This is a genomic window from Dyadobacter sp. CECT 9275 (genome assembly GCF_907164905.1).
In the GTDB taxonomy this organism is placed as follows: Bacteria; Bacteroidota; Bacteroidia; order Cytophagales; family Spirosomataceae; genus Dyadobacter; species Dyadobacter helix.
In genome coordinates, this window is record NZ_CAJRAF010000002.1 from 1,261,038 (window position 1) to 1,275,568 (window position 14,531).

14 protein-coding genes are annotated in these 14,531 nt (G+C 44.9%); 9 read left to right on the forward strand and 5 right to left on the reverse strand.

What is annotated here, in order from left to right:
• Positions 1-505 precede the first annotated feature (505 nt).
• A complete protein-coding gene (locus KOE27_RS13375) occupies positions 506-1,642 on the forward strand; it encodes a plastocyanin/azurin family copper-binding protein (RefSeq protein ID WP_215239363.1) in 1,137 nt (378 codons plus the stop codon).
• The gene (locus tag KOE27_RS13380) at positions 1,639-3,126 is read left to right on the forward strand and encodes a DUF7133 domain-containing protein (protein WP_215239364.1); all 1,488 of its coding nucleotides are present in this window, start codon (positions 1,639-1,641) and stop codon (positions 3,124-3,126) included. Before KOE27_RS13375 ends, KOE27_RS13380 begins: the two co-directional genes overlap by 4 nt.
• Positions 3,127-3,239: 113 nt before the next feature.
• Here the strand turns inward: KOE27_RS13380 and KOE27_RS13385 are convergent, their stop codons facing one another.
• Together KOE27_RS13385 and KOE27_RS13390 are read right to left on the reverse strand one after the other, a co-directional pair.
• On the reverse strand, positions 3,240-3,710 hold the full coding sequence (locus tag KOE27_RS13385; RefSeq protein ID WP_215239365.1) for an Hsp20/alpha crystallin family protein: 471 nt from the start codon (positions 3,708-3,710) through the stop codon (positions 3,240-3,242).
• A gap of 65 nt (positions 3,711-3,775) precedes the next feature.
• Positions 3,776-4,072, reverse strand: a complete 297-nt coding sequence (locus tag KOE27_RS13390; protein WP_215239366.1) for a hypothetical protein — start codon at positions 4,070-4,072, stop codon at positions 3,776-3,778.
• Positions 4,073-4,480: 408 nt separating this feature from the next.
• On the opposite strand from KOE27_RS13390, the gene KOE27_RS13395 reads away from it, so the two are divergent.
• The 3 genes from KOE27_RS13395 (at position 4,481) to KOE27_RS13405 (ending at position 9,219) form a co-directional block, all read left to right on the forward strand.
• Positions 4,481-5,884, forward strand: a complete 1,404-nt coding sequence (locus tag KOE27_RS13395) for a purple acid phosphatase family protein (RefSeq protein ID WP_215239367.1) — start codon at positions 4,481-4,483, stop codon at positions 5,882-5,884.
• A gap of 65 nt (positions 5,885-5,949) precedes the next feature.
• A complete protein-coding gene (locus tag KOE27_RS13400) occupies positions 5,950-7,470 on the forward strand; it encodes an ArnT family glycosyltransferase (protein ID WP_215239368.1) in 1,521 nt (506 codons plus the stop codon).
• Between the two features lie 69 nt (positions 7,471-7,539).
• A complete protein-coding gene (locus KOE27_RS13405) occupies positions 7,540-9,219 on the forward strand; it encodes a glycoside hydrolase family 32 protein (protein WP_229252765.1) in 1,680 nt (559 codons plus the stop codon).
• A gap of 107 nt (positions 9,220-9,326) precedes the next feature.
• On the opposite strand, the gene KOE27_RS13410 is transcribed toward KOE27_RS13405, so the two are convergent.
• Positions 9,327-10,406 (reverse strand): glycosyltransferase family 9 protein, encoded by a 1,080-nt coding sequence (locus tag KOE27_RS13410; RefSeq protein WP_215239369.1) that lies wholly within the window; start codon positions 10,404-10,406, stop codon positions 9,327-9,329.
• Positions 10,407-10,463: 57 nt separating this feature from the next.
• Positions 10,464-11,330 (reverse strand): lipopolysaccharide kinase InaA family protein, encoded by an 867-nt coding sequence (locus KOE27_RS13415; protein WP_215239370.1) that lies wholly within the window; start codon positions 11,328-11,330, stop codon positions 10,464-10,466.
• Positions 11,331-11,635: 305 nt separating this feature from the next.
• Between KOE27_RS13415 and KOE27_RS13420 the strand changes: the two genes are divergently transcribed.
• From KOE27_RS13420 to KOE27_RS13435, 4 genes are all read left to right on the forward strand, one after another.
• Positions 11,636-12,052: a hypothetical protein gene (locus KOE27_RS13420; RefSeq protein WP_215239371.1), complete on the forward strand. Its 417-nt coding sequence runs from the start codon at positions 11,636-11,638 to the stop codon at positions 12,050-12,052.
• A 364-nt stretch (positions 12,053-12,416) separates the two neighbouring features.
• Entirely contained in the window at positions 12,417-13,328 is a 912-nt protein-coding gene (locus KOE27_RS13425) for a metallophosphoesterase (protein ID WP_215239372.1), read from the forward strand.
• A gap of 54 nt (positions 13,329-13,382) precedes the next feature.
• Positions 13,383-13,568 (forward strand): hypothetical protein, encoded by a 186-nt coding sequence (locus tag KOE27_RS13430; RefSeq protein WP_215239373.1) that lies wholly within the window; start codon positions 13,383-13,385, stop codon positions 13,566-13,568.
• Positions 13,565-14,116, forward strand: a complete 552-nt coding sequence (locus KOE27_RS13435; protein ID WP_215239374.1) for an HD domain-containing protein — start codon at positions 13,565-13,567, stop codon at positions 14,114-14,116. The genes KOE27_RS13430 and KOE27_RS13435 overlap by 4 nt, the downstream gene beginning before the upstream one ends.
• Position 14,117: 1 nt before the next feature.
• Here the strand turns inward: KOE27_RS13435 and KOE27_RS13440 are convergent, their stop codons facing one another.
• The gene (locus KOE27_RS13440) at positions 14,118-14,513 is read right to left on the reverse strand and encodes a RapZ C-terminal domain-containing protein (protein WP_215239375.1); all 396 of its coding nucleotides are present in this window, start codon (positions 14,511-14,513) and stop codon (positions 14,118-14,120) included.
• Positions 14,514-14,531 lie beyond the last annotated feature (18 nt).

A 14,531-nucleotide genomic window follows, 5' to 3' on the forward strand; every position in this document is an offset into this window, starting at 1 on the left:
GTCCCTCACTTAAACTTCTTAAACACCCTGCCCGCAAAGCCAGCAGGGTGTTAACTATACAACCTTAAAACCCAATTTCTTTTATTTCAATACTGATTACCGCTGCTACGTGGTCGTGCAGGATTCGATGTCCAAATATATTGGAAATAATCCTAAATTTGGAATAATTCCTTATTAATATTTTCAGTAAAATTATTTCGAAGCGGTTACAACCATTTTAACAGACTCCATGTCATTGTATAACACTGCACAACGCCAAGCTGGTACCTGCGAAATTGAGATTCATATATATAATAGTGGGGTTATTTGGTAAAGACCTGTGATATTTTCGCAGGTCTTTTTCCAACTGCCAAAATCATGCATGCGGCACGGTATTCGCCCGGCTAATCTCTCATCAAAGAGCCTGAGGAATATACCTCTAATAAATAAACAACATTTCTTCCCTTCCGGCCTTTTCTGAATGAATTTTGCTTTAAATTTCGGATTGTAACCGTAAGGAAATCCTATGCCTAAACCTAAGATTTATTTTTTGCCGTTCATTTTCATTTTGCTTTTTTCAGAAATATGCCTTGCACAAACGGATCCTGAAACTGTAATTACTATTAAAGCCATTGCCGGCTTACAGTTTGATCTGGTAAGATTTAAGGTAAAACCCGGAGCGCCCGTCAAGCTTATTTTCACTAATACGGACGACATGAGCCATAATCTGGTGATCAGCCAGCCGGGCTCAAGAGAGGAGATTGTGAATTTGGCGCTGGAACTTGGAGACCGTGGACCGGCCATGAACTTCGTTCCCGAAACGCCCAAAATTCTCTGGTCGTTACCGGTACTCGCCCCTGAGGAAACAAAAACTATTACATTCACCGCGCCGAAGAATCCGGGGGTATATCCTTATGCATGTACTTACCCTGGTCATGGTTTTGTCATGTATGGTGCTATGTATGTCACAACAGACGAGATGCCCGCGATACAGCGGGACCTTCATATCCCTGAAACGAGACGTACAGTGGCAAACGCAACCTCCAGCTCAGACCATAACCACAGCACCAGGCCTCGCTCCGATTCTCTTAAAAAACAGCACCCTTATCGGCTGATTGCTCCGTATATACACCGCGTGTTTATTGAAAATGCCGGTCCGGCAGCCATTGCCGTCCATCTGCCTCAGCAGTTATCCTATTGCTGGGATGCTGGTGCATGCAGGCTGCGTTTCGCCTGGGAAGGAGAATTTCTGGACAACACAGCCTTCTGGAAAGGGCACAAAGATGCGGACGTAAAAATATTAGGAAACATTTTTTATCAGGATAAAACCTTGTTTCCGCTTCGGTTGGGCAATGAAAAATCAATCCCGGTTGTAAAATTTAAGGGATACAGCCTCATCAACAGATACCCCGAGTTTCATTATACCCTAAACGGGGTAGATGTATACGAACTGATTTTACCAAAAAAAGATGGCTCGGGATTGGTGAGGACTTTCCGCATTCCGAAGGTATCCGGTCCGGTGTGGTTTGCCTTTAATGAGGACGACGGGATTACCTATTCTACCATTAAAGGTGAACAACAAAAAGGAAAGATCAAATTGTCGGCAGCCCAGGCTACCCGGTTTACCATTACCATGACCAAAAGGAAAGACTCGAAATTATGAGAGCATTCATCACAATTATTTTCATCAGTTGCATATTATCTTTCTTAGGGCATCATCAGGTTACAGGACAGACCGTTCTGCAGAATTCTTATCAGATAGAAAACATTACTACACCCGACGGGTTATTCCCCGAAACCGGTGCAATTGACTTTTTGCCTGACGGCAGGCTCATCGCCTGTTTTTTAAGAGGAGAGGTAATGATTTATAATACCCGCGACAAGACCTGGAAATTATTCGCCGAAGGTTTGCATGAACCACTCGGCATATCGGTTATCAGCAATTCGGAAATACTGGTGATCCAGCGCCCCGAACTCACCCGTTTAAAGGACACCGATGGCGACGGGCAGGCGGATCTGTACGAAACCGTAAATGACGATTTCGGAATTTCAGGTAATTATCACGAATATAACTATGGCCCGCTGAAAGATAGCAAAGGCAATTATTTTCTTGGGCTTAATACAGGCTCCTATGCCGGGAGGGTCATGAAAGAATACAGGGGAAAACGGGATACCATCGGCCATGCTTACAAAGGCCAGATGTTTTCACCAGTCTCTTACCGGGGATGGATCATGCAGCTCACGTCAAAAGGGCAGCTCATTCCCTATGCAAGCGGTCTGCGTTCTCCGAACGGACTTGCCCTGGACGCCAGCGATAACCTGTTTGTGACAGACAACCAGGGCGACTGGGTAGGGACTTCCCCTCTTTACCATATCCAGAAAGGCAGATTTTACGGACATCCTGCCAGCCTGGTTTGGGAGAAAAACTGGGCAAAAGGAGATCCTATACAACTGCCCGTTGAAGAACTTGACAAATTGAGAACCAAAGCCAGTGTTTTATTTCCGCACAACATAATAGCCAACTCGGCAACTCAGCCGATTTTCGATTATACCAAGGGAAAATTCGGCCCTTTTTCGGGACAAATGTTTGTGGGGGATATGAATACCGGTCGGCTGGTGAGAGTATTGCTGGAAAAGATCAATGGTGAGTTCCAGGGTGCTTGCCTTCCCTTTCTGGACGCACAGGGATTACACAAAGGCAATAACCGGCTCGCTTTCGCTCCGGACGGGAGCTTATGGATAGGACAGGCGGAGCATGGCTGGGCTGGAGACAAAGGAATTCAACGGATTGTTTTTACCGGCAAAAACCCGGCGGATATCCTCAGCATGAACCTCACAGAAACAGGTTTTGACATTAGCTTCACCAAAAAGATGGATCAGGCCAGTGTTTCTGATTCGGCCAACTATCATTTCCGGCAATACTATTACGAGTACCATGCCAAGTATGGTTCTGACCAGTTTGGCCTTAAAAATGTTCCGGTTTCAGACATCAAGGTTTCGGCTGATGGCCTGAGGGTGTCGATTTCTTTGGCTTCGCTGACGCCGGGTTTTGTTTACGAACTAAAACTGGGTGATATCAAGGCTGCTGATGGCGATCCTCTGGCGAGTAAGGTGATTTGTTATACACTGAACAATCTAAAAAAATAATTCGTAGCGTTCGCAGAATAATGAAGTGAGAAGCAAACCCCTTGCTGCATAGTTCTGACTGGTGTATATCAAAAAACCTGGCTTTACCGCCAGGTTTTTTGATATACACGTCACTAATTCACGTTCACCTCTTGTGCCGGCTTGTTGGTTTCCGGATTTTTGGGCAGGGTTACTATAAGTACCCCGTCCGTATAATCAGCACTGATGTTTTCAGTCAGTACTTTGCCGTTCAGCTGGAAAGAGCGTTCAAAAGAGCCCGGCTCATATTCTTGATAGGTATATTTGTTTGCGCTGTCACCTGCTTCCGGAGCTGCGTAGGCGATGGTGAGTACATCATTGCTGACGGATACCTTAAAATTACTTTTGCTGAGACCCGCAGCATAGAGCGAAATCTTAAAGGAAGATTCGTTGTCTTCTATATTAGCCGCTTTTCTGTTTAAAAACTGGCCGCGGAATGCCTCTTTCCAGGGTGCTTTTCCACCAAATTGTCCTGAAAACATTTTACTGAAAGGGCCGCATCCTCTGCCACCTCTGAATCCAAATCCGTGATGATGATGTGTATCTGCTGTTTGCTGGTTGTTCATGACTTTACTTGTTTTTGAATTGAATAATTGTTTGTTAAGAATGGAAGCGCCAATGGCCTCTGGTGTTAATTAATTGGGATAATGGTTTGCTGCGAAACATTTGCACGAACCGTTATCGGTCCCGTCCACTGATTACGGTCTGCCGACGGAGTGATCCCGCCGCTAACATAGGCGCTGTGCTGTCCGGCGTGCAGTCGGTAAGCGGGCCTCCCAGCCATACGGCGAACCAAAGCGATCACCCCGCCGACGAGCAAAATACCGACCAGTAATTTGAAGAGCATGATCATAATAAAAGACACCAGGCCTACAATTACGGTGGCGCCAATAAGGCGGGGGAATATGAAACGAAGGTTATTTCTCATGGTTTTTGTTTTTAACAGTTAATTTCTAATGATGACGTTTGATCTTTTCTTTTACTTTAACATGTATGAAAATTTGTTTTGAATAAGGTGAAGCTGCGTTTCATGTTACAGTTAACGGTTCCGGCTGCTGCCTTATGTGATAGTGGACGGACAAGCACCCCGTTTTACTTTAAAGTTGTTAAAATATTTTTCAGGAAAAATAAAAAAATGCCATAAAACCCTATTATTCAGATATATATACAAAAATTAAAACAACCTCACCATGGAAGTACCGGAAAAATTCACGCACGGGACATTCCTCTCCTGACTATGAAAAGTAACTCTTAATAATCCAGAGCACCGCCTTTTCACTAGCCCGAAAACGGCATGGCTTAGTACCATTAATTGTAAAGTACACTACGATCAAAAATGAGACTTAACGGTTTTACCCTTCTATCAATACTCGCCATTCTTTCGGGCATTCTGAGTCCTGTGCTTTTTGCGCAGAAAAACAAAACTTATCCCGCCTCTCCTTTCCCTGATCGTGTTATTCTCGGATTCAAAGGTGACCCTGCCCATTCACAGGCCGTTAGCTGGCGGACGGACGCTACCATCCTTAACGCAATGGCCGCTATTCATGAAGCGGACCCCTCGCCAGATTTTCAGCCGAAAGCAACCGTGGTGAGGGCAACCAGCCAGCAGGTAACCCTGGATGGAAGCCTGGTTACTTTTCATGAGGTGAATTTCACAGATCTCAAACCCGCAACGCAGTATGTTTATCGGGTTGGGAACGGATCGTACTGGAGTGAGTGGTTTCAATTCACTACTGCATCAGAGAAACGAGAGCCCGTATCTGTCCTTTATTTCGGCGACGCTCAAAACGACATCCGATCCATGTGGTCAAGAGCCATCAGAGGTGCATTTTCCAAAATGCCAAAAGCAAACCTGATCATCCATGCCGGTGACCTTGTCAACCATTCCTACACCGATGCGGAATGGGGCGAGTGGTTTGAAGCCGGAGGCTGGATAAATGGCATGGTGGCCAACCTACCATCGCCCGGGAATCATGAATACGTTGGAGATGGTACCGAAATCAGAAAACTGTCCGGACACTGGCGTCCTCAATTTGCATTACCTGAAAACGGCCCCGAAGGCCTGGCAGAAACGGCTTACTATATTGATTACCAAGGAATCAGATTTATTTCCTTTGATACCGAGGCAGGTCTTCAGCAGGCATCCGTAATGGACAGACAGATTGCCTGGCTCGAAAAGGTACTCCGGGAAAACACAAACCGCTGGACCGTGATGATCCATCACCACCCGGTACTTTCGACTAATTCTTCCAAAAAAAGAAGTAACGACGACTGGCACACCAAACTGGAACTGCTCTATAAAAAATACAAAGTGGATATTGCCTTACAGGGACATGAACATACCTATGCCAGGGGTGTGAATATTCCGATAGGGCAAAGCAGGAAAAAGCCTGATGGCCCCGTATATGTCGTTTCCGTAAGCGGCCCTAAAATGAGTGGCCTCGCTCCCCAGGACTGGATGGACCGGGCCGCTGCAAATACCCAACTTTACCAGACCATTACCATCAGCGAAGACAAGCTCTCCTACCAGGCATTCACCGTCAGTGGGGACTTGTATGACACCTTTGAACTGATCAAAAACAGAAAAGGCGTAAATCGGCTGAAAGAACTTTCAACGGAAATCAAAATAAGGGAACGGGTGGAGCTGCCTGAGCGTATGCTTAAAAGCCTGAAAGAGGAAGATCTGAAAGAATACAATGAACGTTTCAGGGCCTACAAAAAAAGAAAAGGATTGAATTGAGGTAAGTAAAATCTGAGTTTTCGTCGCTTAATGAAGCATCTTCCTACTCAGTAAATATCAGCAAGTTGACAAAGAAAGCGCTTATCCTCGGTTTTTTCATACTCGTTAAATTCGCGCTTCATTATGTCATCATCGCTCCCGAATATGATTTGCACCGGGATGAATACCTGCACCTCGACCAGGGCAAACACCTGGCCTGGGGGTATCTGTCGGTTCCGCCTTTTACTTCCTGGATTTCCTTTCTGATCCAACTGCTGGGCAATTCGGAGCACTGGGTAAAATTTTTTCCTGCACTTTTTGGAGTACTGACATTGGTGGTTGTCTGGAAAGCCACTGAGAAACTGGGAGGGAATTTGTTTGCACTCATACTGGGTGCTACGGCTATCACCTTTTCTGCACTGCTGAGGATTAACATGCTCTACCAGCCAAACTCTGCCGACGTGCTGGGCTGGACGTTGCTCTACTTTTTTGTGCTTCAGTATATCCAAACCGGTACAAATAAATGGCTTTACCTCGCAGCTATGTTAGCAGGGATAAGCTTTTTAAACAAATACAATATTGTTTTTCTGGCAGCAGGCCTGGCGCCTGCACTTTTGCTGACACGTCATCGTAAATTATTCACGAATAAGGGGTTGTACCTGGCAGTACTCCTTACATTCCTGATCATCCTGCCCAATCTGATCTGGCAGTACCAGCATCATTTTCCGGTGATACACCACATGAAACTACTGTCAAAAACCCAGCTGGTAAATGTAAACAGGCTGGATTTTCTCAAAGAGCAGGTACTTTTTTTCCTCGGATCGGCGTTTGTCATCCTGGCCGCTTTCATTTCATTTTTTATTTATCCTGCCTTCAGGAAATACCAGGTTTTCTTCTGGTCATTTGTTTTCACCTTATCACTCTTTACCTATCTGCGCGCCAAAGGCTACTATGCCATAGGGCTTTATCCCATTTTCATCGCATTTGGATCGGTTTATCTTGAAACAATATTTACCAAAAGGCTGGCCTGGCTTCGCCCGGTGGCTGTTCTGGCTATTATTGGGTTATTCATCCCGGCTTTCAGGGTTGCCTTTCCAATGAAAAGCCCTGCGGATATTGCCCTGGATTCAAAAACATATAAAAATTTGGGGCTGCTGCGCTGGGAAGATGGAAAAGACCATGAGCTGCCTCAGGATTTTGCAGATATGCTGGGCTGGAAAGAATTGGCGGAAAAAGTGGATGCCGCTTACGAAAAAATAAGCGACAAAAAACATACCCTGGTACTCTGCGATAATTACGGGCAGGCCGGTGCAATCAACTATTATTCAAAATTTAAAAACATCAGTGCCGTTACCCTGCATGCCGATTATATAGACTGGATTTCGCTGAACGACGAAGTAAAAAATATAATTCTCGTGCAAAATGCTGATGACGATGACAAGGAACGAAAAAAGGAAAAACCCCTTTTCAGGGAAATACGCCAGACAGACAGCTTAAAAAATCCATTTGCCCGTGAATTTGGAACCAGTATCTATGTTTTGCTTGACGCCCGGGTTTCTATTAACGACATTCTCAGAAAAGACATGGAAGAAAAAAGGTGGCGCTGAGGCTTATGCAACAAAATCCGGGGGCAATAGTAGTTTTTGGCACCACCCATGTTTACTTAAGCCAAAGCAATGTCTGGTATAGAAATCACTACCCGGAAATCAATTATGAAAATGATCAGAACTTTTCTAATCCTCTTTTTTACCTGCTTAGGACTATCCCTCTCCCAGGCTGCAGACATTACGATTAAAATCACCAACAGGTACCTCAACCTTCCCGTTTCTCAAAAGCAAAACAGAGGTACCATGCAATTTGAGGTAGGTGGGAAGCAGGAACGCGCCTTTAAAATACGACTGGCAGCTGACCCAGAGTATTGGGTATTCTGTGATATGGCCGCCTTACGAGGACAGACGATTAAAATCAGCTATGATGGCCATGCCGCAGGGTTGGATAAAATTTACCAGGCTGATCAGATAGCGGGGCAGGATTCACTTTACAGAGAAAAAAATCGTCCACAATTTCATTTTACTTCCAGAAGAGGCTGGAACAACGACCCAAACGGGCTGATCTTTTACGAAGGCGAATACCACCTTTTTTACCAGCATAATCCTTATGAAAAAGAGTGGGAAAATATGTCGTGGGGGCATGCCGTAAGCGAGGATATGCTTCACTGGAAAGAACTGCCAACTGCTCTGAGTCCTGATCACCTGGGTACTATGTTTTCGGGATCAACCGTAATTGACTACAACAATACTGCTGGTTTTAACAAAGGTAACACCCCGGCGATGGTGGCTGTCTACACAGCAGATTCTCCCGAAAAGGAAGTTCAGTGTATTGCGTACAGCCTGGATAAAGGTCGCACCTGGACGAAATATGATCAAAATCCGGTGATCGACTCAAAAGCAAAATGGAACAGCAAGGACACCAGAGATCCCCGGGTATTCTGGTACAAACCCGGCAAGCATTGGGTGCTCGTACTGAATGAGCGCGACGGCCATACCATTTATACTTCCAAAAACCTGAAAGACTGGAAAGCCGAAAGTCACGTTACTGGTTTCTGGGAATGCCCTGACCTGTTCGAACTTCCCGTTGACGGCGACAGAAGTAAAACCAAATGGGTTATGTATGGTGCTTCCAATACTTACATGGTCGGTTCATTTGACGGCAAAACCTTCCGGCCGGAATCCGGCAAGCATTATTATACCACCGGTACGATATACGCAGCACAAACCTTCACCAACATTCCTGAGTCAGACGGGCGTAGGATACAGATCGGCTGGGGCAGGGTGTCGCATCCGGGAATGCCCTTCAACGGCATGATGCTCCTGCCCACAGAACTGACCCTGCAAACCACCAAAAATGGGGTAAGGCTGTTCAGCGTCCCGGTGAAGGAAACAGGCAAATTGTTTAAGCTGATTCATCAATGGCCTGTATTAGCTGCGGCAGAAGCCAACAACAAATTAAAGGAATTCAAAGATACTGACCGGCTGCGTATCAAAACAACGATAAAGCTATCGCACGCTACCAGTGCGGGTTTAAGTCTTTTTGGACAGAACATTCTCAATTATGACCTGAATTTCAATCTGGTGAATGGGGTATTTTACTCACCGGAAGATATGACGAGTGCGGAAATCACAGCGGATATTTACATCGACCGGACATCCATCGAGGTATTTATCGACGGGGGTGCTTACTCATATTCCTTGGAAAGGCGGGCCGCTCAGGGTAACAAGGAAGGGTTTCAGTTTTGGGGAAATGCCATTGAGGTAAAAGGGCTGGATGTTTACAGTGCTGATACGATCTGGAAGTAGGGAAATCTGTGCGAATTTTAATGACCGGTCTCCGCTCTGGAACTCCGGCAGAGGCCGCTTCATACCCTGACGCAGTCTCAGCACCACGCCCAACTCGTAAGGAGGTATTACATTTCCTTTTTGTACACATCCCGGTTTTTTCCCTTTTGCAACAGTATGCCCCGTACAGCATCGATATAGTCTTCCAGCCCACTCACATTGGTATTGATAGCAACACTTCCGGGATTGTATGGTTCATAAGATTTTTCGGCAGTTACCTTGAATAATCCAATGGTTGGAGTTTGAACACCGCTGCTGAGGTGCATCATACCGCTGTCAGCAGCAATGAAAACAGCAGTATTGGCAATGAAAGATCCGATCACCCGGATATCCGGATGCGAATAGACCGGAGCCTTAAAATCAATCTGTGAGATGTTCTCAACTGGCAGAACCTCGATAATATTACAGCCAGGAAACTCCGTTTTTAACCTTTCATAAAATACCTTCCACCAGGTATCCGGATAACGTTTATCACCTGTTGCATTGGTAAAAAGGCAGATAGTCGGGTTAGCGTTCAAGACCAGCTCGTCCAGAATACGTTTTCCCTGCTCTATTTCCGACGGAGATAATTTCAGGTCCAAAGGGGCAATTTTTTGCTCACGCTCACCCAAACCCCATTTTTTTAAATAATTCCGGAAACGGTACACGGGAGATTTACCCAGATGCGCATGATCAGGATAATTTCCGGAAGTATCCTGCTCGGCGTCTCCAAAGAAGCGGTATTTGGCATTGGCCATCCGGGCGGAAACTCTTCCGGAAGAAGAACCGCCGACAACGTTTATCACCATATCGTAACGTTTTCTTTTAATCGCTAGCCAACCTCCCAGATATCCAAAGAAATCACTGAAAGGCTTTTTAGGCAACTGAATAATGGTGTCCACATTATCATAGTTACGGAATACCAGCGGTGCCAGATTACCCTTAACGAACAGGTCCACACGGGCATGCGGAAGCGTTTCCTTAATTTCCTGTACAAGGGGGGTAATCAGCAAGAGATTTCCCAGCCTGTGATTAGGTCTGCTGATCAGTATTTTTACAATTTCGCTCTTGTCCGACGGACCGTTACCTGTTTCTGCAGGACCAATGTTTCTGGTCAGCTTCTGCATCAGAGCCCGTCTCCATGCATTTATTTTTTTATCAAAGGTCATTTATAAAACACTTCTTTTTGATTTGCTGAATATAGGCAACACATTGTTGAAAATTAATCACCAGCTCTGCACATTCCCACTTATTTCTGTGAAGTAACAAAAAAGCAATGCATTGCAGGGCTGGCTCCAATACCGCGATATGCCTTTTCTATAAAAATTTTCAAGCGGGGTCAGGGTATACCTCCTTAAGGTTTTACGAAATCTGCGCAGATATAACCTTCTTTTGTTATCCGCCCAGAACAGATCAACAGCAGAATCAGGCGACTCTCCTGCTTCAACAGCATACGCCCTGATCAGCTTTTCGAGGTCTGCCTCCGGAATTTCCAGTTTGCCGAAATTTTGCAGCCCCTGCCGGAAATTCACCTTCATAAATCTGATGCGGTTCAGGTCCACCAGCGAAAACTGGTACCCTTCTTTCGTGGGTTTCACCAGCATATTGGTTAAGGAAAAATCGTCATGGTATACCCCGGCTTTATGAAGTTTGATGATGAATTTAAGAAGATGATGATACAAAAGCGATTGATGCGGTTTATTGTTCAAATTTCTTTTAAGTGTCTCGCGCAGGGTTTCATAAGGATGATAGACACTTATAAAAAAACTCCTTTTGAGCAAACCCAGATTGTAGTAATTGATCCATCCTACATGTGCAGGCGTACTGATCCCCCTTTTGTTCAGGTTCTGAGAGTTCCTGAACGACTTTTCCGCTTTTGACCTGGAAAACAGGGAGTAACCCAGCCTGTTAAAAAAATACATTCCCTTAAAGTCTTTAATCACAAAAGTACCCTGCGGGATCTCTATCTTTTTGATCACATTGCGGTTGTCCAGTATCACCGCCCCCATATTGTCGAAGGTTTCTGAAAGGCTTAGTGCAAATTCTCTAAGGTCAGAAAAGTCATTCCGGATATCGTATTCTATCGTATTCATGAGTGAGTAGTTAAGTTTGATCTGATGTGTCTGACATCTTGGACGGCCCAAAATGCTTTTTGTAACTATACGCTAACAACGGGGTATAACGTTGCATTTTCCGGAAGCCAGAACCCGTATACGCTAAAACCACAAGTTTTTTACCGGTGACTAAAAAATCGCACCAGTGCACGATCAAACCGGCTACGATCCCGGTAAATCGTCTGCGCGACGATGCTTAAAAAGAGGTATTGATTGAAAAATTGAACCTTCGTCGGTATATTTGTTCCTGTGACAATTCTAATACCCACTAATTCATATTACGCATGGACCCGATTGACCATTTACGCAATGAGATTAAATCACATTTCCCTGAATCATCAGAGCTGCACCTTTCCGGTTCGTTTCCCAAACACCGCCGTTATAATTTTTACTTTAAAATAACCGACAACTATCCCCACCTGCTTTACCTGAACTGGGACGGAGAAATAAGGTTTACACTGAAATGCCTGGAATTCAGCGATGCGGACCTTCTTCAAAGCCTGATGGAGGCGTACCCGGAAGCGGGAATGAAGATTTTTAACATCGGACAGCCCAAACGCACGGTTTCATTTATTTATCGCAGTAAAGACGAATTATCATTTACTGATTTAAAGGGACCTATTGATATTCATTTCGACTGGAATCATACATCGTGCAAAAAATTAATGGAATGTGTGGATCCTTCACAAAAACCGGCATGACCCAGCTCAAAAGAATATGAGAGATAAAATGGCGCACTACTGACCGCTTGAACGGCATACCTCTGGCACATGAAGAAAAACATTTCCGCTGCCCCTGTACTACTTCGCCGGCTATATGAAAGGTACTTTTGTAATGACCAGGCCGGCCCCATGTCATAGCTTATCCTCCTTATGGTTCATTTCTCTATTGTCCACTACCAAAAAAAATAATGATTTTTGGTTACCTCCGCCCCTCCTCTCCTATATATACATAAACACGGTTTAAACAGGGCCATAATCAAAATGGAAATCAATCACGTATACATAACATCGTTACCCCACTCTGATGATGTTGGCATCTTAAACCGACTTTAATTTTTTACTTATGACAGATTTCATCGGAGACATCCACGGACACGCAGACAAACTTGAAGAATTACTGCTTAAAATGGGTTACACGCACCGGAACGGAAGTTATTCCCATCCCGAAAGAAAGGTACTTTTTGTTGGAGACTATATCGACCGCGGGCCGAAAATCAGGGAAACCCTGCGAATAGTAAAAGATATGGTGGATAGTGGCAACGCAACTGCACTCATGGGAAATCATGAATTTAATGCTATCACATTCCATTATGAGCTGGAAGGCGGCGGACATTTACGCAAACACCTGATCAAAAACATGATTCAGCACTATGAAACCATCAGGCAGTTCCATAACCGGCAGAAAGAATATGACGATTATATTGAATGGTTTAAGACACTTGCTTTGTTTCAGGAGACAGAAAGTTTCAGAGCAGTCCATGCGGGTTGGGACAACCAAAGCATTGCTTTTTTAAGTAAAACATTACCAAATGGAAAACTGACGGATGATCTGATTTATAAGTCTGAAAAAAAAGAAACTGAACTGACCACAGCATTGGAAATTACCTTACGAGGTAAGCAGATCACCCTCCCCGCAGGCCATTATTACGAGGATGAAGATGGAACCAAACGCAATGAGATCAGGGTAAAGTGGTGGAAAAACCCCATGCAGTTGTCGTACAGCGAGATCAGCGTGGATCCCATAGCGACATTGCCTGAAACCCCTGTCGACCTAAGTTTACTGCCAAACGCCGATTATTATAATCATGAAAGCAAGCCTGTATTTTTTGGTCATTACTGGTTACGGGGTACTCCGGTGCTGATTCAGCAGAACCTTTGCTGCCTTGATTTCAGCATCGCAAAAAATGGACACCTGGCGGCTTACCGGTTCGACGGGGAAAAGGAGCTAAGCGACAGCAAACTGGTATATGTATAAAAATAGAACAGATACCCGGGAAAATGACCTGTTACAGATTAACAGCCTATCATTATGAAAATAGTTGAAGAAATAGTACTCTATCTTGAAAGGATAGGAAGGCTCGACAGCCGGGATATCCTGTTTTTGCGAGAAACGAGTTACCTGAGCTATTATTTTAGGACGGAGTCCGAAAAGGATGAATATGAATACCAGTGGGGGCTGAACTTTATAAATAGTACAAAACGTCTCGCAAAATGAAAAAAACTGACTCCTTTGACCGTCTTGAAAAATTTGTGCTTGAACTTGCCAGGTACGCCCATAAAGATCAAGTGCGCAAGTATACCGGCGAACCCTACATTCATCATCTTATAGGCGTGGCTAACCTTGTGAAAGAATATGGCGGCAGTACTGAAATGGTCTGTGCAGCCCTGCTGCATGATGTAGTTGAAGATACTTCCACAAGCGACGCACAACTCTATCAGATACTAAGCGCAACAGAACTTTCGGAAGAGGAAGCCCGAAAGATCGTTTCTCTCGTGATGGAGCTTACCGACAGATTCGTAAAAGAGAACTATCCCGACCTGAACCGCCGACAGCGAAAAGCTTTGGAATGCGAACGATTGTCACAGATTTCGCCTGACGCTCAAACCATCAAATTATGTGATCTAATCGATAATTCCTCCACGATCCGCGAAAGCGGGAATGACTTTGCCCGGGTCTATCTTGCCGAAAAACAGGATATACTAAAAGTGATGACCATGGGGAACCCGCAACTTTATGAACGCGCCATGCAGACAGGCCGCTGACCTATTCCGGGAATTCCCTGTGATTTTTCACTACGGTCACCTTATCCTTGAATTCCTGCAACAACCATTTTTCAGTCTGTTCGGCAGCGTACAGTGAGCGATGCTGCCCGCCGGTACATCCGAAAGATACAGACAACGAGTCATAACCGCTCTTCAGATAGCTGGTAATGCTCCGCTTCAGAATTGCCTGTATCTCAAGCAGAAAGGCGGGCATATCCGTTTCTGTCAGCAGATAATCGGCAACCGGGCCGTCTCGTCCCGTTAATGGTTTCAGATGATCCACCTGTCCAGGGTTTTTAATACACCTGCAATCAAAAACGAAACCTCCGCCATGGACTGAGGTTTCGACCGGGTATCCTTTCAGAAAAGAAAAGCTTCTGACTTCTACGGCAATCATATTTTAGATAATGGTGAT